General features: G+C 48.9%; 21 protein-coding genes and 1 pseudogene. 10 read left to right on the forward strand and 12 right to left on the reverse strand.

Annotation, left to right across the window (positions count from 1 at the left end):
* Window positions 1–290: 290 nt before the first annotated feature.
* Window positions 291–1229: pseudogene (locus tag METTU_RS03510) on the forward strand (sigma-54 interaction domain-containing protein); the annotation flags it as partial.
* Between the two features lie 333 nt (window positions 1230–1562).
* On the opposite strand, the gene METTU_RS03515 reads toward METTU_RS03510, so the two are convergent.
* The gene (locus METTU_RS03515; protein WP_006889917.1) at window positions 1563–1787 is read right to left on the reverse strand and encodes a DUF1902 domain-containing protein; all 225 of its coding nucleotides are present in this window, start codon (window positions 1785–1787) and stop codon (window positions 1563–1565) included.
* A 421-nt stretch (window positions 1788–2208) separates the two neighbouring features.
* On the opposite strand from METTU_RS03515, the gene METTU_RS24265 reads away from it, so the two are divergent.
* Window positions 2209–2316, forward strand: coding sequence for a helix-turn-helix domain-containing protein (locus METTU_RS24265; protein WP_254257813.1), 108 nt, complete (start codon window positions 2209–2211; stop codon window positions 2314–2316).
* A 90-nt stretch (window positions 2317–2406) separates the two neighbouring features.
* Here METTU_RS24265 and METTU_RS03520 read toward each other — a convergent pair whose 3' ends face one another.
* Window positions 2407–2832, reverse strand: a complete 426-nt coding sequence (locus METTU_RS03520) for an SRPBCC family protein (RefSeq protein ID WP_006889918.1) — start codon at window positions 2830–2832, stop codon at window positions 2407–2409.
* Window positions 2833–3131: 299 nt separating this feature from the next.
* The gene (locus METTU_RS03525) at window positions 3132–3962 is read right to left on the reverse strand and encodes a helix-turn-helix transcriptional regulator (protein WP_006889919.1); all 831 of its coding nucleotides are present in this window, start codon (window positions 3960–3962) and stop codon (window positions 3132–3134) included.
* 714 nt (window positions 3963–4676) lie between these two features.
* Here METTU_RS03525 and METTU_RS03535 point away from each other — a divergent pair.
* Window positions 4677–5150: a low affinity iron permease family protein gene (locus METTU_RS03535; RefSeq protein WP_006889921.1), complete on the forward strand. Its 474-nt coding sequence runs from the start codon at window positions 4677–4679 to the stop codon at window positions 5148–5150.
* Between the two features lie 112 nt (window positions 5151–5262).
* Window positions 5263–6036, forward strand: coding sequence for a GGDEF domain-containing protein (locus METTU_RS03540; protein WP_006889922.1), 774 nt, complete (start codon window positions 5263–5265; stop codon window positions 6034–6036).
* Window positions 6037–6127: 91 nt separating this feature from the next.
* Here METTU_RS03540 and METTU_RS03545 read toward each other — a convergent pair whose 3' ends face one another.
* From METTU_RS03545 to METTU_RS03565, 5 genes are all read right to left on the reverse strand, one after another.
* Window positions 6128–7510 (reverse strand): GldG family protein, encoded by a 1383-nt coding sequence (locus METTU_RS03545; protein WP_006889923.1) that lies wholly within the window; start codon window positions 7508–7510, stop codon window positions 6128–6130.
* Complete coding sequence (locus METTU_RS03550) at window positions 7507–8259, reverse strand: ABC transporter permease (protein ID WP_006889924.1); 753 nt, start codon at window positions 8257–8259, stop codon at window positions 7507–7509. The genes METTU_RS03545 and METTU_RS03550 overlap by 4 nt, the downstream gene beginning before the upstream one ends.
* Before the next feature lie 122 nt (window positions 8260–8381).
* Window positions 8382–9311: an ABC transporter ATP-binding protein gene (locus METTU_RS03555; RefSeq protein ID WP_006889925.1), complete on the reverse strand. Its 930-nt coding sequence runs from the start codon at window positions 9309–9311 to the stop codon at window positions 8382–8384.
* Window positions 9312–9318: 7 nt separating this feature from the next.
* Window positions 9319–9942, reverse strand: coding sequence for a high frequency lysogenization protein HflD (hflD, locus tag METTU_RS03560; RefSeq protein WP_006889926.1), 624 nt, complete (start codon window positions 9940–9942; stop codon window positions 9319–9321).
* Entirely contained in the window at window positions 9942–11141 is a 1200-nt protein-coding gene (locus METTU_RS03565; RefSeq protein WP_006889927.1) for an EAL and HDOD domain-containing protein, read from the reverse strand. The genes hflD and METTU_RS03565 overlap by 1 nt, the downstream gene beginning before the upstream one ends.
* A 192-nt stretch (window positions 11142–11333) precedes the next feature.
* Here METTU_RS03565 and METTU_RS03570 point away from each other — a divergent pair, with 192 nt between their 5' ends.
* Both METTU_RS03570 and METTU_RS03575 read left to right on the forward strand, forming a co-directional pair.
* Entirely contained in the window at window positions 11334–11549 is a 216-nt protein-coding gene (locus METTU_RS03570; RefSeq protein WP_006889928.1) for a heavy-metal-associated domain-containing protein, read from the forward strand.
* A 16-nt stretch (window positions 11550–11565) separates the two neighbouring features.
* Window positions 11566–13806: a heavy metal translocating P-type ATPase gene (locus METTU_RS03575; protein WP_006889929.1), complete on the forward strand. Its 2241-nt coding sequence runs from the start codon at window positions 11566–11568 to the stop codon at window positions 13804–13806.
* A 2-nt stretch (window positions 13807–13808) separates the two neighbouring features.
* Here the strand turns inward: METTU_RS03575 and METTU_RS22985 are convergent, their stop codons facing one another.
* The 3 genes from METTU_RS22985 to METTU_RS03585 all read right to left on the reverse strand — a co-directional run bounded on the left by METTU_RS22985 (window position 13809) and on the right by METTU_RS03585 (window position 15368).
* Entirely contained in the window at window positions 13809–14012 is a 204-nt protein-coding gene (locus METTU_RS22985) for a hypothetical protein (RefSeq protein WP_006889930.1), read from the reverse strand.
* Window positions 14013–14245: 233 nt separating this feature from the next.
* Window positions 14246–15142 (reverse strand): (2E,6E)-farnesyl diphosphate synthase, encoded by an 897-nt coding sequence (gene ispA, locus METTU_RS03580; RefSeq protein WP_006889931.1) that lies wholly within the window; start codon window positions 15140–15142, stop codon window positions 14246–14248.
* Entirely contained in the window at window positions 15135–15368 is a 234-nt protein-coding gene (locus METTU_RS03585; RefSeq protein ID WP_006889932.1) for an exodeoxyribonuclease VII small subunit, read from the reverse strand. The genes ispA and METTU_RS03585 overlap by 8 nt, the downstream gene beginning before the upstream one ends.
* Window positions 15369–15506: 138 nt before the next feature.
* On the opposite strand from METTU_RS03585, the gene parE reads away from it, so the two are divergent.
* The 4 genes from parE (at window position 15507) to METTU_RS03605 (ending at window position 20812) form a co-directional block, all read left to right on the forward strand.
* Window positions 15507–17399, forward strand: a complete 1893-nt coding sequence (gene parE / locus METTU_RS03590; protein ID WP_006889933.1) for a DNA topoisomerase IV subunit B — start codon at window positions 15507–15509, stop codon at window positions 17397–17399.
* A gap of 323 nt (window positions 17400–17722) precedes the next feature.
* On the forward strand, window positions 17723–19564 hold the full coding sequence (uvrC, locus tag METTU_RS03595) for an excinuclease ABC subunit UvrC (RefSeq protein ID WP_006889934.1): 1842 nt from the start codon (window positions 17723–17725) through the stop codon (window positions 19562–19564).
* Complete coding sequence (pgsA, locus tag METTU_RS03600) at window positions 19554–20117, forward strand: CDP-diacylglycerol--glycerol-3-phosphate 3-phosphatidyltransferase (RefSeq protein WP_006889935.1); 564 nt, start codon at window positions 19554–19556, stop codon at window positions 20115–20117. The genes uvrC and pgsA overlap by 11 nt, the downstream gene beginning before the upstream one ends.
* A 95-nt stretch (window positions 20118–20212) precedes the next feature.
* Entirely contained in the window at window positions 20213–20812 is a 600-nt protein-coding gene (locus METTU_RS03605) for a TetR/AcrR family transcriptional regulator (protein ID WP_006889936.1), read from the forward strand.
* Between the two features lie 349 nt (window positions 20813–21161).
* On the opposite strand, the gene METTU_RS03615 is transcribed toward METTU_RS03605, so the two are convergent.
* A complete protein-coding gene (locus tag METTU_RS03615; RefSeq protein WP_006889938.1) occupies window positions 21162–22604 on the reverse strand; it encodes a glutamate synthase subunit beta in 1443 nt (480 codons plus the stop codon).
* Between the last annotated feature and the right edge of the window lie 39 nt (window positions 22605–22643).

Here is a 22643-nt window from a genome sequence, read left to right on the forward strand (position 1 = left end):
GGCCCTAGATGATTACTTCGCCGCAGGAGCGACGATGCATAAATTACGTTGAGGGCGATTGGTCTCAAACAAGATAATTCGATTTACAATGTCCTCGGCGCTACTGTTGCCTATCGGACCGGCGGTGACGCGGCCGGTTGCTGCGCTAACATCGCACTCATTCCTGATTTGATGTTCCCAATAGCGCCGCTGCCAAATACCGCGTTCGCGTTTTTTTTAAATCAATGGGGTCAGATTAAATTGACTAGGGATCAGCTAATTAAAATCAACGACACTGACCCCATTGATTCAATCCCGGCGATTTTGTCAGCGGCTCCAAGCTGATGCGAACTGTCATGGAACAAGTGCGGATGGTGGCGCGCACCGATACGCCGGTGCTGCTGCTCGGAGAAACAGGTACCGGCAAGGAATTGTTGGCCCGCGCCATTCACGAGTTCAGCGACCGCAGCGCGGCGATCCTGGTCAAGGTCAATTGCGCGGCGCTGCCCGCCGAGTTGATCGAGAGCGAATTGTTCGGCCATGAAAAAGGCGCATTCACCGGCGCGACCCAGCAGCGCAAAGGCCGCTTCGAGCTGGCCGACGGCGGCAGCCTGTTTCTGGACGAACTCGGCGAACTGTCCCTGTCGGCGCAGGCCAAGTTGCTCCGGGTGTTGCAGGAACAGGAATTCGAACGGGTAGGAGGCAGCGAAACCATTCGGGTCGATGTGCGGGTGATTGCGGCAACCAACCGCAATCTGGCCGAGGAGGTCAGTTTGGGGCGCTTCCGTTCCGACCTGTATTACCGGCTGAATGTGTTTCCGATCGAGGTGCCGGCATTACGGCAGCGGGTGGCCGATATTCCGTTGCTGGCGCGGTTCTTTCTGGACAAATACGCCAAAAAATTCGGCAAACGCTTTGACGATATTGATCCTGCCGGACTGGACTACTTGCGTCAATATCTGTGGCCCGGCAACGTCCGCGAATTGCAGAACGTCATCGAGCGGGCGGTGATTCTGTCCCAAGGCTCGCTGCTGGACATCGCGCCGTTGCAGCCCGCTCGTGCGCATCCCGAAGCCGCTACCGGCAAGTTGCGGACCCTGGAAGCCGTGGAGCGCGAACACATAACGCGCACCCTCGAAGCTACCAACTGGCAGATTTCCGGCGTTAAGGGCGCGGCGGCGATACTGGGTATGAATCCTAATACCTTGCGATCCAGAATGTTGAAGTTGGGGATTTCCAGGACAGGCTGAAGTCGTGTCGAATGATACCGATGATCCTAAAAACCGCAGTTGAGTCTGAGTCGTCATTCCGGCAGGGATTGCCGGAATCCAGTGCACAGGGATGTGAACGCTTGATTTAACTGAGCAATCCCTTATGTGATACTTGCTGTCAGCTTCGGTATTGCCATCCATGGCTTCTGGATCCCGGCAATCCCTGCCGGGATGACGTGCTTTAAAATACTTATGTATAACGATGAGCACAGCGCGAGGGAAGGAAAGATCTGTACTGCCTTTCCCCTGGCGAATAAAAACACAGCCGGGCGCGCAGAATGATAACTAACTCAGGGTAAAGCGTGGATGTCATCATCCCGCTAATCGATTGAACGACTGCTCATGAGAAAAACGCAATCTAATGCTGTCTGAATCCAGGTCTACATGATTAAGTTCGGCAAGTTCAGGGGCGATTGCTCCGGCGCGTTTAGTCAGCTCGTCATAGCTGGCGGCCTCGGTCACTAAACCCAGTTCATCGCACTCAGCAGTCCAAACACCCTCACAAACAGATACATCGATTACAAAAATAGTAGCCATAAAACCTCCAGCATTATTAACGGTGCAATTTTAGGTTAATTTGGTAAAGTTTGACACCTCAATTCCGGCATTATGCTTTGCCCAGTCGCCCATATTGGCAATGCGGGATTGGTCTCTCGGAATTTCATGGCATAAGTGCCGAATTCAAGAAAAGGAATATGTCAGGTTTTGTGCTAGTTCCCAAGTTCCAGCTTGGAAATTCGGTTCTGGAAGCTAGAGCTTCGCGTACTGGGTTCCCAAGCCGGAGCTTGGGAACCCAGCACAATATGTGTAGCCCGGCAACGTCCGCGAATTGCAGAACGTTATCGAGCGGGCGGGCGGTGATTCTGTCTCAAGGCTCGCTGTTGGACATCGCTCCGTTGCAGCCCGCTCGCGCCCATTCCGAAGCCGCTACCGGCAAGTTACGGACCTCTTGGAAGCTGTGGAGCGCGAACACATAACGCGCACCCTCGAAGCAACCGGCTGGCAGATTTCCGGCGTCAAGGGTACGGCGGCGATTTTGGGAATGAATCCGAATATCTTGCGCTAGAGGATGTTGAAGGCGCATCGTTCGCGATTGATGCGCTTCACTTTGTTCGCTGTAATAGTTCAGCTCATATATGGCCTTACATGAGCTAACTTATTTCATTAAATCTTTTTCCATACCATCAATACCTGCACTTATAGCGCTTTGTATTATTTCTGCTACTGAAGCACTATCTTCTGACTTTGACTCGAAATCAATTGTCCAGACTACAATACCCAACCCATCATAAGACGTGAAAACTTCGACTGTTCCTTTGTAATAAGTCACAGGAAATGGAGATATTGGTCGAAGATATATTAATTTCATTTTTTTTGGATCAATTTCTTCAATGGTGTCTTTTATATCACCACCGCCATCTGCTATGGTCATATATCGCAATGCTCCTGGTCCATCACCCTCCACCTTACAAGTCTCAATGAACGGAAACCATACATCGAGCCTTCCTATTTTGCTGATCGCTTCCCATACCTTCTCTGAGGGTACATTTAATTTTTTTGTAATAGCTTGTTTAGTAAACATCAGTATCTCCTAACTCATAAAATTTAAGCTCTTATAGAGGCTTTATTAACAAAATTGAATTGATTTAATTTAATATTTAACGAATGACTTTAATCATTAACAGGTTTCCAAATGAACTGTTAGGTGAACTTTAACAATGTGGTCTTCCGCCGTATTGGAAAAAAACGACAATTTACATTGGGTGTGCTTCAGAGATTGTTGCAGATGATTTCGGACTAACCAGAAATAAGATTGGTAGCGACACGATGTAAAGTGAAATAAGGAAGCATTCTTATTCGAATGATAGACGTCCTATTGTTTTACGCTGTTTGATTTAGATTTAATAACCCAGAAAATTGTATTGTTTGGGAAACATCAATTTGAGGGTAAAGAGATTCCGGCGAAATTCCATAAAGTTCTTGAAAGTCGTGAATCATGTGGCTTTGATCATAGTAACCCACTGCACACGCTACATCCGCCCAAGTTGACAGTGTTTTGCGTTGAAAAATAGCATTTCGCAAACGTACTACACGGGCATATTTTTTAGGCGTAGCACCAACATGATTTAGGAAACGCCGCTCGAAGGTACGCTCTGTCAAACCGAGATTGTGAGCGAGCATCCGAATAGGGTAATTTCCGTTAGAGGCACTTAAATCCCTGCAAGCTTTTTGAATCAACAGATCTTCATTGTCCCGGTTCAATATCGCAAGTAAAAAATCCTCTACGCACTGAACACGCTCTTTTGCTGTTCTCATATTAGATAATTTATCTTCGATTTTTTCTATTGAGTAACGAGGAAAAATATCTCTACAATCCACTCGCTTTTCAGCGCAATCCTTCACTATACCGCTACGAAATACATTTAATCCCCAAGGCGTAATACGAGCAGAAACGCCTGATACCTTCCCTAAACCTCCCAGGTCACTACGAAAACTTTGGAAGCCGGCGAGCCCACTGCGAGTGGTATATACACCCCCCTTATGTGTGGTTTGAAGTAAATCGGCATACAAAAAACATAAATATGTTGCGGTATCAGGCAAAATCGAAAGCATTAAATTATCGCTACCTGTTAAGTCTTCGTAATCCCAAATGGCCGTAACGTACGGTGCCAATAATTTGGATGGTGCAAAAGTTTTCAAACTCAAAATCACTCCCCCTCAATGCTTCGAATGACCAATATATGTCTCAATCGGGAAAATATCCAGATTAAGCCCGGTAGGGTACGCTACGCATACCTTAAAGTCTAACGTATCATATCATGACCTCAAGTATCCGGTTTGCTGGGCTAAAATCAATCTTGTTCACTATGCGGTACGCGTAGCGTACCCTACATTTTTGTTACATTTCGGTGTTCCGCTTGTGTCTCATTTTCGGCGCGCTATGTTGCCCGGTGGCAACGAAGGCTTTCCGCGTTTAAGGCAAGGTTAAGCCGTTCGTGGTTAGCTTGTCGAACCATGATCAGCTTAACCGTCCCCCCCCATTCGACAAGCTCATGACAGGCTTCGACAAGGTCTTTATCCTGAGCGTAGTCGAAGGGGCAGAGAGAACGGTTAAGCCTACCCGGCTGTTCAAGGGATTCAGACAAGTCGAGGGGCTGTGGCGCTGGCTTTGTGCTGCGCATTTCCCCCTTTTTCCTCTTGCTTGCTATGTTAATCTAGCCTGACGGTAAAGGGGGGGCGATGACAGCCCGAAGTGACGAACTTCAAGAGGGCACAACTCTTAGCGGGTAAGCGCCCTTTTGATGACTTGAATGATGTCTTGCTGTGGGGATTCCAGGCAAAGTTAAACCAATATCTATTGCCCCATGCGGCCCTTTAATTTTCCATTAAACTCAGCTAGTTTTTGACCAAAAGGAAATAACAATAATGATGAAATCAGAACAACTTGAAATTTTAATAAGTCGTTTCTCAAAATGGGCGGATAGCGCAAGTGGGTTTGTCGCCGAACTGCTCTCAGATGATTCTGACCAAAAGGAAATGATATCTGACCGACTTGAAATTTTTACACACCGTTTCGCAAAATGGACAGGTAGCGCAAGCGGGTTTGTCGCAGCCCTGCTGTCTATTTTTGTCTGGTTTGTAGTGGGATTAGTCTATGGATTTTCTCAGGGCTGGGAACGTGGATTAACGATCTATATTGGCGTCATTACTTTTCTAATGGTATTTCTAATACAGCGCGGCCAAAATAAGGAGCTTTCCATATTGCAGGTCAAACTCAATGAACTGATAGCAGTCACGAAGCATGCCGATAATCGACTAATCAATGTGGAAGACCTGACGGAAAAGGAAATTTCAGCAGTTCAAGAAATACACCATAAAATCGGGGAGGAAGATAGTTAGAGAATAATGTGACTCAGATCAACAGCACGGTAGGGTACGCTGAGCATACCCTAAAGCCTAATGTAACATCTCAAACATCCGGTTTTCCGCACTAAAATCAATCTCGTCCACTATGGGCGTCGAGCCGAAGTTGTATCTTTCTGCCATCAACACGCTCAAAAGCCTGCTGCTTGAAATTATTTTCGAAACGCTCACCGATAAGTCGGAACGTCAGGGCATGCTTACAGCGCTCGACAAATTGCTGTTGTTCGACATAACGCTGGTGTTTGAAACCTATATCCGCAGTCTGGTTTCGGAAATCGAAATTTCCAAGGAAAAGTCCGAGCGTTATGCCTGCGCACTGGAAGAAAAGGTCAGGGAGCGTACTCAACAGCTCGAAGAGTTAACCCGCGTCGATTCGCTGACAGGCTTGCTAAGCGTGCGCTACTTGAACGAAACCCTGACCCGAACACTGCGGATCGCTCAACGGCGCCATGAGCCGGTGTCTATTGTTTATATGGACATTAACGAATTCAAGACCATCAATGACAACCACGGCCATCCGCATGGCGACCATATCTTGCGTGCGGTGGGTGCTGCGATCAAGAAAATTTCCCGTGAAGAAGATTGCTGTTTTCGTTACGGCGGCGACGAATTTTGTTTAATACTGCCCAACTGCCAAGAAGAGCAGGCTCGGGAGAGATACGTCAATCGCCTCAGCGCTGAAATTAGCCAGTGCTTTAAAAATGTAACGCTGAGCGTCGGCATCGTGCAAACCGGGCCGGATAAATACGGGGAGCCCGATACCTTGATCCGGAAAGCCGATGAGCAAATGTATGCCGCTAAGAAAGCGTCAAAAACCGATGACAGGATAGGAGACGCTGTTGATGTCGGTAAAACGGCTTGATCAGGCCGTACTGGGAAAGCCCATGCCTATGAAGTCGATTTGGCGATAGGCCTCCAGCTCACACACTTAATGGCAATAACGCAGTGAAATCTTAACGTTGCTTGCGTTTGCGCCAGATGTAAAAGCCCGTACCCATCAACAGCAGCGGTATGACCACCAAAAAACCAAAGCCGATAACGGCGACGCTGATCTGGCTTAGTTGCAGGCTTTTATCGGTTGCTATTTTGGCGGGGATGTCGATAAACCGGTCATCGTGAATCAGCCAGTTGATCATTCTTAAGCCCATGTCCAGATTGCCGACATTGCCGATATAGGAGTTGGATAGAAAATCGCCGTCACCGACAACGACGATGCGCTGCTCGAAGGTCCCGCCTTGAGCCTGTCCTGAGCCTGTCGAAGGGTTTTTATCAAGATCTCGGGTCAGGGCATAAGCGAAGGTGAGCGGACCTTGTTTTTCGTCGCCATCTGCATCAAAAACAATTTTTCCTGCTATCGGGCCGGTTTCCGTCCATGACTGCATTGCGCTTTTGAGTAAGGCGACGGTTTTGAAATCCGTTTCTTCGCTGATTTCCAGCGCGGCGGTAACGGGATAAACGGTTATGGTCTGAAAGCCCTGAGTGATCGGATGAGGCGGATAATCGCTGGCGAGCACGAAACTGGGGTCGTTAATGCCGTATAGTTTGGAACTGTTATCTACGATGGTTCCCGGCAGCTGGCGTAAGCCCAGCGACTGTTGCAATGCGTCTAGGTGCCGGTTACCTGGATCGGTCAGCAACAGCAGATTACCGCCTTGCCGGATATAACGTTTGATCAGTTCAATTTCGCCTACCAACAACGGCACGGCGGGAGCGGTAATCACCAACAACGCGGAGTTATCGGGAATGGCGGGCAGGGTTGCAAGGTTGATGGTTTGAGCTTTGATTTTACGTCGATCCAGTTCCTTGCCGAATTGGCCTAAATCGAAATTGGCGATGCCGTCAGGAGCGCGTTCGCCGTGGCCGGTCAGGAAGGTGACCCAGCGCTCATCGGCATTCGCCAGTTGCAGCAGGGCATTGGTCAGCGATGATTCGTCGATAAAGTTCAGTTTTTCGCTACGGCCCTGATATTCGACAATAATAACGCCTGCCGCATCTATATTCAGTTCGCGGGTTTTTTCCGGCTGGGAGTCGGGATCTATAAAGGTCAGCGCCAGATCGGCTTTATGGCGTTTATAGCGGGCTATCAATTGGGCTATCTGGCTTCTTAGCGACGGGTCTTTTTTTATATAGGCGGTGAGTTGTATCTTGTCGGGCAGCGATCCCAGCAGTTTTTGCGAGGCTTGGGACAGGCTGTTGCTGCTGTTTCCGGTTATGTCGGTTTCTGCGCTGTAGCGGGTGCTTAACCAGGCTAAAGTGCCGAGCAGGCACAACAAAACCAGGGTGATGAGCCCGTTTTTTAAGCGGATTTGCTGGTGTTTATGCGGCGATATTTTCATTTCTGCAACCGGTCATTATCGAGGCTGCGGATGCTCAGCGCGATGAAGGTGGCGGTAAACAGCAAAAAATAGCTGACATCGACTGTGCTGATCAGGCCGCTTTGGATATTCTGGAAGTGCCTGAGGATCGACAAGTATTCAAACAGTTCGCTACGTTGGTCGTTCATGCCGACCGACCAGTCCAAAATCCACAGCAGCAGCAACATACCGAAAGTACCCATCGCGGCAACGGTGGGGTGTCCGGCGATGCAGGACATAAACAGGCCGATCGCGGCAAACGCGTTGACCAGCAGCAGTAAGCCTAAGATATTGGCAAACAGTTTGCCCAAATCCAGCTCGGCTCCGAACAGCAAAGATAGCGGCATCAGGGTGATCAGCGCAATGATCAGCAGCATCAGCCCGAGTATGCCTAGGTACTTGCCGAGGATAATGTCGATATTGGAAACAGGTGCGGAAAGCAGCAAAGACAAGGTTTTATTGCGGCGTTCTTCGCAGATCAGGCGCATGGTTAATAACGGCGTGACCAACAAAAGAATAATGCCGGCGTTGCCGAATAATGGCGGCACGATAATGTCGGTCAAGCCGGGCGCGCCTTCAATGGAAGCCAGTTTGGGCTGGAGCGTGGTGAAGGCTTCAACCTGGGTTAAAAACAAGAACGCCAGGATGAATTGCAGGATGGCTAATATCGTCCAGGCCATCGGCGATAAAAACAGGGATCTGAATTCGCGGGAAGCAATCGTTAAAATCATGGCAATTACCCAGTTAGAGAAATGGAACGCAGATGATTATGATTGAATAGGATTTATCTGTGTTTATCATAATCATCTGCGTCATCTGCGTTCCATTATATTTGATGGCTCTGAATACATACTCATAACTCGCGATGTTCTTTGGTTAAGCTGATAAAAATATCTTCCATCGACCTTTTTACCGGGGTCAATTCCTGTAGTCCCCATCCGGCGGCAATGACAAGCGCGGCAATTTGTTCGGCCGGGTTGGCGGTTACGCTGTGGTGAATGATGATCCTGTTTTCAGTAATGCTTTCGATAGAACTGATGCCGGGGATGGTCAATAAGCTGTTAATGTCGGGCGTTAGCCGGGTGCTGACTTGCAGGGTGCCGGTATCCATTTGCCGGTTGAGTCCGGCGATAGTTTCATTCAGGATCAGCTGCCCTTGATCAATGATTTGTACGTGTGTGCAGGATTCCTGCACTTCGGTGAGTATGTGGGTGGACAAAATGACGCCGTGATCCTGCCCCAACTCCCTGATTAATGCGCGTATTTCCCTGATTTGAATGGGATCAAGGCCGACCGTCGGCTCATCAAGCACGATTACTTCGGGATTGTGCAAGATTGCCTGGGCAATGCCGACCCGCTGTTGAAAGCCTTTGGACAGATTGGCGATCAGGCGGTCGGCGACATCGGTTAAGCCACATCGCTCTTTGGCTCGTTCAATGGCATGAGTGATGGCGTTTTTGTCGATGCCGTGCAGCCGAGCGCAATAAAGCAGGAATTCCTGAACGGTTAATTCTTTGTAGAGCGGCGGTGTATCGGGCAAGTAACCCAGGTTCAGTTTGGCGGCTTTGGGCTGATCCAGCAGATCGAAACCGTTGATTTTGATTTGTCCGGCGCTGGGTGCGAGATTGCCGCACAGCATCTGCATGGTGGTGGTTTTGCCTGCGCCGTTGGCGCCTAAAAAACCGAGTACTTCGCCTTTGGCTAAGGTAAAACTGACATCGTTAACAGCGCAATGTTTGCCGTAATAACGGGTCAGGTGCTCGGCTTCGATAAGGGTAGTCATGCCGGGGCTAACGCTGTTGCAGCAGTTTTTGCAATTCAGCCTGGATTTTTTTACGGTAAAAAAGGAACTTCCAGCGGGTGCCGCCGCATTGTTTCCAAAGAATAGCCGAACGTATCCCGGCCAGCAGACAGGCGCGTATTTTATTGACGATGTCTGGTCTGGATAAATATTCCTGATCACCATTGACCATGATTCTCGGTTGCAGGGTGCTGATGGTGGTGTGATAAATATCGCCGAGATTCGCCAGTACATTCTCATGTAGTTGGCCGAAATGTTCCGATTGTGTCTGGGCGCGCTCAATTCCGGTAAAAATGGTTTTAAGCATGGCCGGTTGCCTGGATAGTTGGTTCTCCAGGAAAACCAGCGAGGCGGCATAGCGAGCCTGTTCGGGATTGGCTATTTTGAGGCCGGTCATTTGATCGTTAAGCTGTTCAAGTCCCAGCTTAAGGCCTGATAATCCGCCGTATACGTTTTCCACGCCCTGTTCATCATTAACAAAAAGACTGGCAATGCTGGCCTCAAGGGCGGACGAATCGGCGCTGCCGGTTGTTGCCAGTTGCTGAACCAGTGCTGCTGCCTGGGCGATGCCGGCAAGCGCGATAGTTTGGTTGGTAATTGTATTTAGCGGCATTAGTTTATATTGCCCATAACGTCTTTTGCCCAGTTTATACTGCGAATATAAGCGTCGCCAATAATGGATTGATCGATATCCTTAAAGGCTATTGATGAAATATCCCAATGTTCATAACTGATGACACACTTAAGCGCTTCGCCGCCCAATCCTTTTTTATGCAATATGGCGGCAACAATATCGTCGGCCAAAGGCAATTGGCTGAGCGCTTCATCCAAGGGCATATCCAGTAAGCTGTCCAGGTTGGATAAGATGCCGATCAGGAAAAAATTGTCTGATTTATTGTCGCTCAGGGCAGCCAGTTCCTCACACATTTTGCCGCGGATCAATGCGTTTTGCATGACCGCTTCCGGCTTGTTGGATAAGGACGCCAGCGTCAATATGTTTATCCAGCGTTTTATTTCCTTTAGCCCCAGATAGGAAATGGCATGATTAATGGACGAAACTTTATTGGGTAAGGAGAAAAATGCGGAATTTATATAATGCAGCAGTTTATAGCTGAGTCCGACATCCAGGGATATTATCTTGGTCAGGTCTTCAAATTCAACATCCGGGTTGTTAACGGTGTTTAACAGTTGAATGGCGGCTGTTTGATTGACGCTGACGCGTTTGCCGGAAACGATATTGGGTTTGTTAAAAAAGAAACCCTGGAAATAATCACAGCCTAATTCGACAAGATATTGATACTCAGAATATGTTTCTACTTTTTCTGCGAGCAGTTGTACATTGTAGGGCTTGAGTTGATTAATGAGTGCCCGAGTTTTAGACTCGCCCATTTCCAGAATGTCCAGCTTGATAATGTCGGCAAATTCCACCAGCGGCGTCCATTCCTCGGAAAAGACAAAATCATCCAGGGCAATGATGTAGCCTAGCGTTGACAGTTCTTTTAAGTTGGCGACGACTCTTGAGTCAATTTCAACATTTTCGAGCACTTCGATAACGATCCTATCTTTAGGAAGGTGTAAAGGTGTTTTATCCAGAATGTTTTGCGTCGTAAAGTTAATGAAGGCTTTGTGAGGGCCTACTATGGCGTTGAGTCCAAGTTCCAAAATGGTATCGGTAATGACCTGGTTGGTTGCTTGGGTAGCGCCGTCGCTATGATTCAGGTCAAAATCATTGCCTCTGAAAAGGAGTTCATAGGCGTAAATATTCAGCTTTTGGTCAAAAATCTGTTGCCGCCCAATTATAATGTCTGCCATTTGAATTACTTAAGGTGTTAAATTTAAATACTTGTAGATCGGGCTTACCCAAAGGGTACAAAAATTTGTCGCGCAACCTCATATATGCCCGGATTTATACCATGATTACCGGCTATCAGTCGAGTATGATATAAAGCTATTACTGTAGAGACGTTGCAATACAGCTTCTCTACCCACATTAAGGAGACTGAAATGACTGAATCTGTATCGTTAACCGTTACCGGCATGAAATGCGGCGGTTGTGAAGCCAATGTGACGAGTAAATTGGAAGCTATCGATGGTGTGTTGTCTGTTAATGCATCAAGCAAAAACAACGAGGTCAACGTTGAATTCGATGCTGAAAAAACCAGCTTGGATGTTATTGCTAACGCTATTGTCGATGCGGGTTTTACCGTAGAAACATCGTAATGGGAAAGGTGATTTTATGAATACAAAGACTTCCGACGAATTGCGGCTATCCGTTTTAGGCATGCGTTGCGCTGGCTGCGTCAGCGCCGTTGAGGGCGCCTTGGCGGCGGTAGAGGGAGTAACTTCAGTTAGCGTCAACTTTGCCGATCATTCCGCCGTGGTTAAAGGCCAGGCCGATCCTGAATTATTAAAGCAGGCCGTTAAAGCGGCCGGTTATGATGCTGCGGTGATGGAGGGGTTTGAGGATCCTGCCGAACAGGAAGCACAAGAGTTGCAACGCTACCGTCAGCTGATGAAAAAAGCGGCGGTGGCAGGAGCTTTCGGACTATCGCTGATGGTAGCCGAACATTTTGGCTGGTTGCCGGAAATCGGTTCATCGACAGGTCTATGGGTGTGGCCGGAAATCGCCCTGATCACCGTAAGCGTGCTGATCTATTCAGGCTGGCATTTTTACAGTGGTGCGTACAAGTCATTAACGCTGGGGCAGGCGAACATGGACACCCTGATTGCCTTGGGTACAGGTTCGGCGTGGCTGTATTCCTGCATTGTTATCGATTATTACGATACCTTGCCGTCCCTGGCGAAACATGCCTATTTTGAAGCTGCCGTAATGATTCTGGCCTTCATAAATCTGGGCTCCGGTTTGGAGACTCTGGCCAGAGGCAAGACCTCCAGCGCCATTCGGCAACTGATCGGTTTGCAGCCGCGTACCGCGCGCGTGATCAGAAACGGCGAAGAAATGGATGTTGCTATCGAGCAAGTCGGTTTGGGCGAAACGTTAAGAGTCAGGCCCGGCGAGAAAATCGCCGTTGACGGCGTGTTGCTGGAAGGGCATTCCACGGTTGACGAGTCGATGCTGACCGGCGAGTCTCTGCCGGTAGAAAAAACCGCAGGTGCGGAAGTGGTTGCCGGAACCATGAACCAGACCGGCAGTTTTTTGTTTACTGCAACCCGGATCGGCCGCGATACAGCGCTGGCGCAGATTATTAAAAGCGTACGGCAAGCGCAAAGCAGCAAGCCCGAAATCGCCCGTCTGGCGGATAAAATTTCCAGCGTTTTCGTACCGGCTGTGGTCGTGATTTCCGTGCTGACTTTTTTGATTTGGTACGCTTTCGGGCCTGAACCTTCATTGGGTTACGCCTTTGTTACTTCAATGACCGTTCTGGTGATCGCTTGCCCTTGTGCTTTGGGCTTGGCGACGCCTATTTCGGTGATGGTCGCGGTGGGCCGCGCCGCCCAATCGGGGATTTTGATTCGGAAGGGCGAAGCCTTGCAAACGGCGGGAAAACTGACTTGCTTAATACTCGATAAAACCGGCACGGTAACCGAAGGCAAACCGACAGTTTCTACTGTTGAAGCCATTGGCGACATTAGCGAAGAGCAGGTGCTGCACTGGGCGGCGAGTATCGAATCAGGCTCGGAACACCCGTTGGCGGCGGCTATTTTGTCGGCAGCGGAAGATAAACAAATCAAATTGGAAAAAGTTAAACAGTTTGCCGCCGTCGCGGGTCACGGGGTAATGGCGACAATTAACGAGCGGCGCGTGTTGTTCGGCAACAAGGCGCTGATGGATGAGCAAGGCGTTAGCTTTACACGCTTTAACGACCGGCTGGAACAACTGTCGGCTTTGGGCCAAACGCCGATGCTGCTTGCCGTAGATAACAAAATAACCGGCATTATTGCCGTTTCCGATCCGATTAAAAAGGATTCGGCACATGCCGTGCAATTGTTGAAAAATCAGGGCGTGCGCATCATCATGGTGACCGGGGACAATCAAATAACCGCTCATGCCATTGCCGAACAGGCAGGTATTTCAGAAGTGCGGGCGCAGGTGTTGCCACAGGATAAAGCGACGGTAGTTAAAGAGTTGCAGCAAGCGGGTGAAATCGTCGGCATGGTCGGCGACGGTATCAACGACGCACCTGCATTGGCTCAGGCTGATGTCGGTTTTGCGATCGGTACAGGAACCGATGTCGCTATTGAAAGCGCCGATGTGGTTATTTTGCAAGGTTCCTTGCTCAAAGTGCCTGAAGCCATTGAATTATCCAAAGCGACGGTCATCAATATCAAACAAAATCTGCTCGGTGCGTTTTTCTATAACACGATCAGCATTCCGGTTGCGGCGGGTCTGTTGTATCCTCTATTCGGCATTTTGTTAAACCCGATGATTGCCGGTGCGGCTATGGCCATGTCTTCAGTGACCGTGGTTACCAATGCCAACCGTTTGCGCTGGATGAAATTTGTTGAGCATAAATAGCTTTAGACATAGTGCCTGACATATTCGCGAACGAATAGTCGCATTGGCGCATTGCGTAGCTGATATTGTTGGTAAGCCTGATTGACATCGGTTGGCGTGATATGGGCATATACCCCGAATCCTGTTTTCGAGGTGAATTCGTCGCTTAATATTTCAATAAATATTGTCCAGGATGAATCTGCTGTAGCTGTGTTTTGCGTTGTCATGACCGTACCTCTAAAAAGACTAAATTAAATTCATCAGGTATCTAGCATAAAGAGTGCCGAATTAAAAATAGCTTTATATGACATTGTGTTAGGGATTGCTGTACATTGTTTTTTGGGCAGTATGACAATAAACCGGCAATAACTTTCCCTGGTTTCTTGTCAGCAGGGTAGATTTTTTTGAAGGGATGGTATCGTTCCCGCGTTGGAATACGGGAACGATACAGGGTAAAAACTTAATGATCCCGTTGAATAATATAAAGCGATAAATCGCGCAATAAATCGGCTTCGCTGCCGAAAATATTCAGGTTGTCCAGCGCTTGCTCATGCAGTTCCTGCGCTTTTTGTTTGGCTCCGGCCAGTCCTAACAGGGCAGGGTAGGTGGGTTTGTCGTTATCCTGGTCTTTGCCTTGAGTTTTTCCCAATGTTGCGGTATCGCTTTCTTCGTCGAGAATGTCATCCTTAACCTGGAACGATAAGCCGATGCACTTGGCGTAATTATCCAGTTTTTTGGCCACATCCGGGTCTATATCCGCTTTCGCCAGCGTCGCCATATTGACGCTGGCACGAATCAACGCGCCGGTTTTATGGATATGCATGTTTTCAAGTTCAGGCAAGGTCAATTTTGTGCCTACCGATTCCAGGTCGATAGCCTGACCGCCCACCATGCCTTGGGAACCGCTGGCTTTGGTTAAAGCGATAATCATTTTCAGGCGGCCTTCAGCGGTTGCTGTAATGCTGGGATCATTGGCCAGTATTTCAAAAGCCAAAGCCTGCAGCGCGTCGCCGGTTAAAATAGCGGTCGCTTCATCGAAAGCGACATGGCAGGTGGCTTTGCCGCGGCGAAGATCGTCATCGTCCATCGCCGGTAGATCGTCATGTATCAATGAATAAACGTGGATGAACTCGACAGCGCAAGCCGGGCCGTCCAATGCTTCGGGGGCTATGCCCAGCGTTTTCCCGGTGCAATAGGTCAGCATCGGACGCATGCGCTTGCCGCCGTCCAATGTGCTGTAGCGCATCGCCCGATGCAGCTTTTGCGGCAATATGCTTTCGCTGGGAAGGCGAGCGTCTAAAGCTCTTTCTACGCGGTTTTGACAAAAATCAAGATAGTCTTTTAACGCATTACTCATCGGTAAATGGCTCCAGGGTTTGAGTGCCGTTTTTTTCAATTAGGATTTGAACTTTCTGTTCGGCCTCTTGCAGGGCTTTTTGACAGGTGCGAGTCAGGTTGACCCCGCGCTCAAATGACTTTAATGATTCTTCGAGCGAAATATCGCCTTGTTCAAGCTGGCTAACCAGCTGCTCAAGTTCGGCGAGAGAGTCTTCGAATAAAGTCGCGGTTTTCTTTTTCGGCATGAGGTAAAAAAAAATTTAATGGTACGATGTATTATTAAGGCGAAGGGCAAAAGGCAAAAGGCGAAAAATTTGTGCCTTTCGCCTTTTGCCTTTCGTTCTGCATTATATATGAAATTGAATTGTGAGTGATTAGGAAGTATGAGTAACGAATATAACGCGGCGGCAATTGAAGTTTTAAGCGGATTGGAGCCGGTACGAAAGCGTCCCGGCATGTACACGGACACCACAAGGCCCAACCATCTGGTACAGGAAGTCGTTGATAACAGCGTCGATGAGGCGATGGCGGGCCATGCCACGGCAATTGACGTGGTCTTGTATAAGGACGGCTCGGTGCTGGTCAGCGATAATGGCCGGGGCATGCCGGTCGATATACATCCCGAGCAAGGCATTCCCGGTGTTGAGGTGATTTTGACCCAGCTGCATGCGGGCGGAAAATTTTCCAATAAGAATTACCAGTTTTCCGGCGGTTTGCATGGCGTCGGCGTCTCGGTCGTTAACGCCTTGTCGGCAAAGCTGGAAGTGGAAGTCAAAAGGAATGGCAAGATTTACCGAATGGACTATGCCGATGGCGAAAAACAAACTGAACTGGTGGAGACCGGCACGGTCGGCAAGAATAATACCGGCACGTCTATCCGATTCTGGCCGAATGAAAAATATTTCGATTCCAATAAAATATCGGTTTTAAAGCTGAAGCACGTGTTGCGCGCTAAGGCGGTTTTATGTCCGGGCTTGAAAATATCCCTGAAAGTCGATCAAACCGACGAAGAATATTTTTGGTGTTATCAGGACGGCCTCAAGGAATATTTGCTCGATCGCATCGGCGATATTGACTATTGTCCTGAACAGCCGTTTATGGGCAACATGGCCGCCAATCATGAAGCCGTTGAATGGGGCATCGTCTGGGCGATTGAAAATCCGGCGGAAGTGCTGGCCGAAAGCTACGTGAATCTGGTGCCGACGGCGCAAGGCGGAACCCATGTCAATGGCTTGCGGGCAGGCCTGACCGAAGCGATGCGCGAGTTTTGCGACATCAGGAATATCCTGCCGCGCGGCGTTAAAGTCGCCCCGGAAGATGTCTGGGAAAACTGCCATTTCGTATTGTCGGTAAAATTGGAAGATCCGCAGTTTTCAGGGCAAACCAAGGAGCGGCTCAGTTCCCGCGAATGCGTGGCTTTTGTGTCCGGCGTGGCTAAAGACAGCTTTAGTTTGTGGTTAAACCAGAATCCTGCCGAAGGCGAGAAAATCGCCGAAATTATTATTTCCAGCGCGCAAAAGCGATTGCGTTCCAATAAAAAAATCATCCGCAAAAAAATCACCTCGGGCCCCGCATTACCGGGCAAACTGGCCGACTGTTCGGCGCAGGATATAGCCCGGACTGAATTGTTCCTGGTCGAAGGGGATTCGGCCGGCGGTTCGGCCAAACAGGCGCGGGAGCGGGATTTTCAGGCGATTATGCCGTTGCGCGGCAAGATTTTGAATACTTGGGAAGTTGAGTCCAATCAGGTGATGGCTTCGCAGGAAGTTCATGATATTGCCGTTGCTCTGGGCATAGAGCCGGGTTCCAGCGATTTGCAGAACTTGCGTTACGGCAAGGTGTGCATCCTGGCCGATGCCGATTCTGACGGTAACCATATTGCCACTCTGATCTGCGCCTTGTTTTATCAACATTTCAATGCACTGGTGGTGGCCGGTCATGTTTTTGTCGCGATGCCGCCTTTATATCGTATCGATGTCGGCAAACGGGTGTTTTACGCGCTGGATGAGGCCGAACGTCAGGGTGTGCTTGATCGTATTACCGCCGAAAAACTTAAAGGCCAAATCAATGTGCAGCGCTTTAAAGGTCTGGGCGAAATGAATCCCAGCCAGCTTCGGGAAACCACGATGAATCCGGATACTCGCAGATTGGTACAGTTAACGGTGCTCGAAGACGATGACACCAACGGTCAGCTGGATTTATTGCTGGCTAAAAAACGCTCGCAAGATAGGAAAGTCTGGCTGGAAACCAAGGGAAATCTGGCGGATATAGCTTGATGCAATGCGTTAATTAGCTTGTATAAATGCACCGTGAAGGCACGAACGACTGCATGGATGCAGGAGGTAGAGCAACGCAGGAGCAGTTGCCGAGAACACGAAGACAAATCTAAACTTCGTGCCTCGGCAATTGCTCCTGCATAATCCACACGGATGTTGTTAATGCAGTCCTGCATTTATTCTACGCCGAAAATCTGGTGCTGGACGTCGCGTCGTTAAGGGTCGTCCGATAAAGTATATTATGCAGATAGCGCTCCTTGTTGCTGTTAAAATATTTGCACAACGGATTTATTGAATTACGCCGTATGCTATCAGGATAAAGAGTGAGCTCCGAGTTACCAGAAAACAGTTTTGACGTTAAAGCGTTTTTAAAAAACCTGACCACGCGCCCCGGCATTTACAAGATGTTTAATGATCAGGGCGAGATTATTTATATCGGTAAGGCCAAGAATCTTAAAAACCGCGTTTCCAGTTATTTTAAAAAGCAAACTGCTTCGACCAAGCAACAGGCGATGGTCGCCAGGATTGCCAACATTGAAGTCACGGTCACGCATACCGAGGGCGAGGCCTTATTGCTGGAATGTCAGCAGATCAAACGCCATAAGCCCCGCTACAATATCTGCTTAAGGGATGATAGATCCTATCCGTATATCTTCCTGTCCAGCGAGCATGATTTTCCCCAGATCACCCTGCATCGCGGCGCAAAAAAGCGTAAGGGCAAATATTTCGGCCCTTATCCGGGCATCGGCGCAATCAAGGAAAGCCTTAAGTTACTGCAACGGATTTTCCCGATCCGGCAGTGCGATGATTCCATCTACAACAACCGTTCCAGGCCCTGTTTGCAGCATCAGATAGAACGCTGCACTGCGCCGTGCGTCGGTTTAATCGATAAAGCCGCCTATGCACAGGATGTCGACAGCACGGTGCTGTTTTTGGAAGGCAAGGGCGGTCTGCTGATCGATCAGTTGATAGTCAAGATGGAGCAGGCGGCGGCCAAGCTTGAATATGAGCGGGCCGCCGGTTTCAGGGACCAAATCTTAAAATTGCGCTCGGTGTTGGAAAAACATTTTGTTCACGGCGAACGGGGCGATGTCGATATTATTGCCTGTGCGACCAAGGCCGGTGTCGCCTGTGTGCAGGTGTTTTTCATCCGCAACGGGCAGCATCTGGGTAACAAGGTGTTCTTCCCCAAGATCACCGATGAACATGATCCTGCGGCTATCGTTCAGGCGTTTATTCCGCAATATTATCTGGATAAACAAGTGCCTCATGAATTGATTGTCAGCCATCAGCCGGAAGAAGCCGAGTTGTTGATGGAAGTGTTGGCGGTCCAGGCAAAACATGCGGTGGCTATTTCTCACAATGTCAGGGGCGAGCGTTTAAAATGGCTGCAAATGGCCTGCACCAACGCCGAAAATTCGCTGCTGAGCAAGTTATCGGATAAACAGGGGATTTATGCCCGGTTCCTCAGTTTGCAGGAAGAGTTGGGTTGCACGGAGCTGCCGAAACGCCTGGAATGCTTTGATATTAGCCATACCCAGGGCGATCAGACCGTTGCGTCCTGTGTTGTATTTGACCGGGAAGGGCCGGTAAAATCGGCTTATCGTCGCTTTAATATCGAAGGCATAACCGGCGGCGATGATTATGCGGCCATACACCAGGCGGTGTTCAGGCGTTTCAAGCGACTGAAACAGGGCGAACATACCGCGCCGGATATATTGCTGATCGACGGCGGTAAAGGCCAGGTGCATGAAGCGCAAAAGGCATTGGCGGAATTAGACATAAACAATGTTATGATAGTCGGCGTTTCCAAGGGGCCGGATAGAAAGCCCGGCATGGAAAAGCTGATACTGGTGGATCAGGAGCAGCCGATAGATATAAAGCCCGGAGCCAGCGGTTTGCTGTTGATTCAGCATATTCGCGATGAAGCGCACCGGTTTGCGATAACAGGACACAGGCAACGCCGGGGCAAGGCTAAAAAACAATCGGCAATGGAAGCTATTCCGGGATTGGGGCCTAAACGGCGACAGATTTTATTGAAACAATTTGGGGGGCTGCAAGGTATTTCACAGGCTGGTGTGGATGCACTTTGCAGTGTGGATGGCATAAGCCGTCATTTGGCACAACGGATTTACGAACTATTTCATCATCAAGATGATAATTGAATTTAATTTACCGACAAATCTCACGCTGTTAAGGATCGCGTTAATTCCGTTATTAACCGTGGTTTTTTACCTGCCTTGGGCCTATTCCAATGTTGCCTGCATGCTGATTTTTTTAGCGGCGGGGATTACCGACTGGCTGGACGGCTACCTTGCCAGGAAAATGAGTTTGGAAACGCCTTTCGGGGCTTTTTTAGATCCCGTGGCGGATAAACTGATGGTGGCCATGGTTTTGGTGTTGATCGTGCAGCAGCAGGGCAGTCCGTATTTGGCTATTCCCGCGGCCGTCATTATCGGCAGGGAAATAACCATTGCCTCACTGCGAGAATGGATGGCGGAGATCGGCCAGCGGGCGCAGGTTAAAGTGTCTCAATTGGGTAAATGGAAAACCACGGCGCAAATGCTGGCGATCGGCATGTTGTTATATCGCGAAGATTTACTGGGCCTACCGATAAATTATTGCGGTTACGGTTTGTTGTACATTGCGGCCATATTGACCTTATGGTCGATGGTCCATTACTTAAGCGCGGCACTGGCGGTGTTGACCGCAAAATAAATTTTTATACTTGTGAGTCTACAACGTGTAGACCCTTTTAATTTTCACTCACATACCAATAATACAGCGCATTGAATCAGCTGTGAAAGAAGAACATGGATCAGGAAATAGAAAATATTCAGATAAAATCTGAAGTGCAGGATGAGATATTGCTGGCGGCCTTAAAGCTGTTTGTCGAAAAAGGTTATTTCAATACATCGTTAATCGACATTAAAGAAGCGGTCGGGCTAAAAAATGCCGGTACAATCTATCAGCACTTCAAAACCAAACAGATGATTGCAGTGCAGTTGCACGCAAATATTCTCGACAGCTTAAGCATCTCCATTGATGACATAAGGCGCAAGAATGAAAAGCCATCCGAGCAATTACGAGCCATAGTCGACTTGTTATTCAAGTTAACAGATGACGCACCCGATGTAATGCGGTTTCTGTTGATTTTGAACGTCAAGGAGTTTTTTCCGGAAGCAAAGCCGCTGCATGAAACTGCGGCGATCATAAAAATCATCAGGATCATTGAAGCCGGTATTAAAGCAGGCGAGATCCGCAATACGACCCCGCAGCTAGGTTATGCCCATTTCTTTGGTGTTATTGATAACACTTTGCGATTGGCATTGACCGGGTTTCTTGACAGGAAAGCCGACTCCTATCAATCACAGACCTGGCTTACGGCGTGGAATACAATCGTCAAAAAGTGATGCGGCTTGGCAGTTGCTTATCTTCATAGACACGAAGTTTTTGCCTTGGCTTTATGCTTTAAACCAATGCGCATTGGGGTGATTAAATGCTACGGATTTTATTTAGGTCTGGAGGGAAAACATGGGTGAGGTAGTTCAATTTAAACGCCCCAAACCATCGCAACTGCATAAAGGCAATACCCTATGCCGTAGCGGTTTTCATAAATGGGAAATTTTAAACGAAAAGCAGTTTGATGTGAAACAAGGGAAGTTGATCACCGTTTATCAATGTAAACGGTGTTCGAAAACAAAATCAAAAGCGCTTTAGCGGCGATTGTCGCTAAAGCGCTTTTTTTATATAGCTAGATTATTAACGCGGCAGGTCCGATGATCCCATCAGGTATTCGTCAACCGCTCTGGCAGCTTGCCTGCCTTCACGTATCGCCCACACCACCAGCGATTGTCCGCGCCGTCCGTCGCCTGCGGCAAACACTTTATCGACCGACGTTTGATACTGTTTGTCAGTGGCTTTGATGTTGTTGCGCTCCAGCTCAACGCCCAGCTCTTTTAACAAGCCTTCGTGTACCGGGTGAACGAAACCCATCGCTAAAAACACGATGTCCGCTTCCAGCGTGAAAGCGCTGCCCTGTTTCTCGCTCATTTTCCACTGTCCGCCTTCTTGCTTCCACTCCACTTCGACTGCGTTCAGATGGGTTATTTTGCCGTCCTTGCCGGTAACGCTTTGGGTGTTGACGCTAAAGTAACGCTTTTTGATGCCTTCATCATGCGAAGAAGTGGTGCGCAGCTTGTTGGGCCACAGCGGCCAAGTCAGCAATTTATTTTCTTTTTCAGGCGGTTGCGGCAAGATTTCGAGCTGCACCACGGAGGCTGCGCCCTGACGGATCGATGTGCCGATGCAATCGGAGCCGGTATCGCCGCCGCCGATCACGATAACATGCTTGTCTGTCGCGGTAATGGCGACATCTTCGGCGATGGTATCGCCTGCGTTGCGCTTGTTTTGCTGGCGCAAAAAGTCCATCGCATAATAAACGCCTTGATATTCATTGCGTCCTTCGACTTCCAGGTCACGCGGTTTTTCGGAGCCTACCGCTAAAACTACGGCATCGTACTCGGCGAGTATTTTTTGCGCGGAAATGTCTGTACCGATATGGCTGTTGGGCCTGAATCTGACGCCTTCCGCCTGCATTTGCGCAATGCGTCGGTCGATTAAATGCTTTTCCATCTTGAAATCGGGAATACCGTAGCGCAATAAGCCGCCGATACGGTCATTTTTTTCATAGACGGTGACTTCATGTCCTGCACGAGCCAGCTGTTGAGCACAGGCCAGTCCTGAAGGTCCTGAGCCTATTACGGCCACGCGCTTGCCGGTGCGTTGCGTTGGGATTTGCGGTTTTACCCAGCCCATTGCCCAGCCTTTATCGATAATTGCGCATTCTATCGACTTAATGGTCACGGGCTGATCTTGCAGATTGAGTGTGCAAGCCGCTTCGCAGGGCGCAGGGCAGATGCGTCCGGTAAATTCGGGGAAATTGTTGGTGCTGTGTAAAATCTCCAGTGCCTGTTGCCAATCGCCTCGATAAACCCCGTCATTCCAGTCGGGGATAATGTTATTGACAGGACAGCCGTTATGGCAAAAAGGGATGCCGCAATCCATGCATCTCGAACCCTGCTCAGCCACTTCGGCTTCGCTGGGGGCTAGCGTGAATTCGCGATAATGCTGGATACGATCACTCGGCGATGCGTAATGCCGCTCAGTGCGTGGTAGTTCCATAAACCCGGTTGGTTTACCCATTTTTAATACCTTCTACTTAAATAGTGTCGCAACGATTAT

It is taken from the genome of Methylobacter tundripaludum SV96 (genome assembly GCF_000190755.2).
GTDB classification, from domain to species: domain Bacteria; phylum Pseudomonadota; class Gammaproteobacteria; order Methylococcales; family Methylomonadaceae; genus Methylobacter_A; species Methylobacter_A tundripaludum.

Excerpts from the sequence above, each read along its gene's own strand:
- METTU_RS03515 (WP_006889917.1), bottom strand. The coding sequence starts at position 1,787 with ATGGCTACTATTTTTGTAATCGATGTATCTGTTTGTGAGGGTGTTTGG.
- METTU_RS03520 (WP_006889918.1), bottom strand. The coding sequence starts at position 2,832 with ATGTTTACTAAACAAGCTATTACAAAAAAATTAAATGTACCCTCAGAG.
- METTU_RS03535 (WP_006889921.1), top strand. The coding sequence starts at position 4,677 with ATGATGAAATCAGAACAACTTGAAATTTTAATAAGTCGTTTCTCAAAA.
- METTU_RS03540 (WP_006889922.1), top strand. The coding sequence starts at position 5,263 with ATGGGCGTCGAGCCGAAGTTGTATCTTTCTGCCATCAACACGCTCAAA.
- METTU_RS03545 (WP_006889923.1), bottom strand. The coding sequence starts at position 7,510 with ATGAAAATATCGCCGCATAAACACCAGCAAATCCGCTTAAAAAACGGG.
- METTU_RS03550 (WP_006889924.1), bottom strand. The coding sequence starts at position 8,259 with ATGATTTTAACGATTGCTTCCCGCGAATTCAGATCCCTGTTTTTATCG.
- METTU_RS03555 (WP_006889925.1), bottom strand. The coding sequence starts at position 9,311 with ATGACTACCCTTATCGAAGCCGAGCACCTGACCCGTTATTACGGCAAA.
- hflD (WP_006889926.1), bottom strand. The coding sequence starts at position 9,942 with ATGCCGCTAAATACAATTACCAACCAAACTATCGCGCTTGCCGGCATC.
- METTU_RS03565 (WP_006889927.1), bottom strand. The coding sequence starts at position 11,141 with ATGGCAGACATTATAATTGGGCGGCAACAGATTTTTGACCAAAAGCTG.
- METTU_RS03570 (WP_006889928.1), top strand. The coding sequence starts at position 11,334 with ATGACTGAATCTGTATCGTTAACCGTTACCGGCATGAAATGCGGCGGT.
- METTU_RS03575 (WP_006889929.1), top strand. The coding sequence starts at position 11,566 with ATGAATACAAAGACTTCCGACGAATTGCGGCTATCCGTTTTAGGCATG.
- METTU_RS22985 (WP_006889930.1), bottom strand. The coding sequence starts at position 14,012 with ATGACAACGCAAAACACAGCTACAGCAGATTCATCCTGGACAATATTT.
- ispA (WP_006889931.1), bottom strand. The coding sequence starts at position 15,142 with ATGAGTAATGCGTTAAAAGACTATCTTGATTTTTGTCAAAACCGCGTA.
- METTU_RS03585 (WP_006889932.1), bottom strand. The coding sequence starts at position 15,368 with ATGCCGAAAAAGAAAACCGCGACTTTATTCGAAGACTCTCTCGCCGAA.
- parE (WP_006889933.1), top strand. The coding sequence starts at position 15,507 with ATGAGTAACGAATATAACGCGGCGGCAATTGAAGTTTTAAGCGGATTG.
- pgsA (WP_006889935.1), top strand. The coding sequence starts at position 19,554 with ATGATAATTGAATTTAATTTACCGACAAATCTCACGCTGTTAAGGATC.
- METTU_RS03605 (WP_006889936.1), top strand. The coding sequence starts at position 20,213 with ATGGATCAGGAAATAGAAAATATTCAGATAAAATCTGAAGTGCAGGAT.
- METTU_RS03615 (WP_006889938.1), bottom strand. The coding sequence starts at position 22,604 with ATGGGTAAACCAACCGGGTTTATGGAACTACCACGCACTGAGCGGCAT.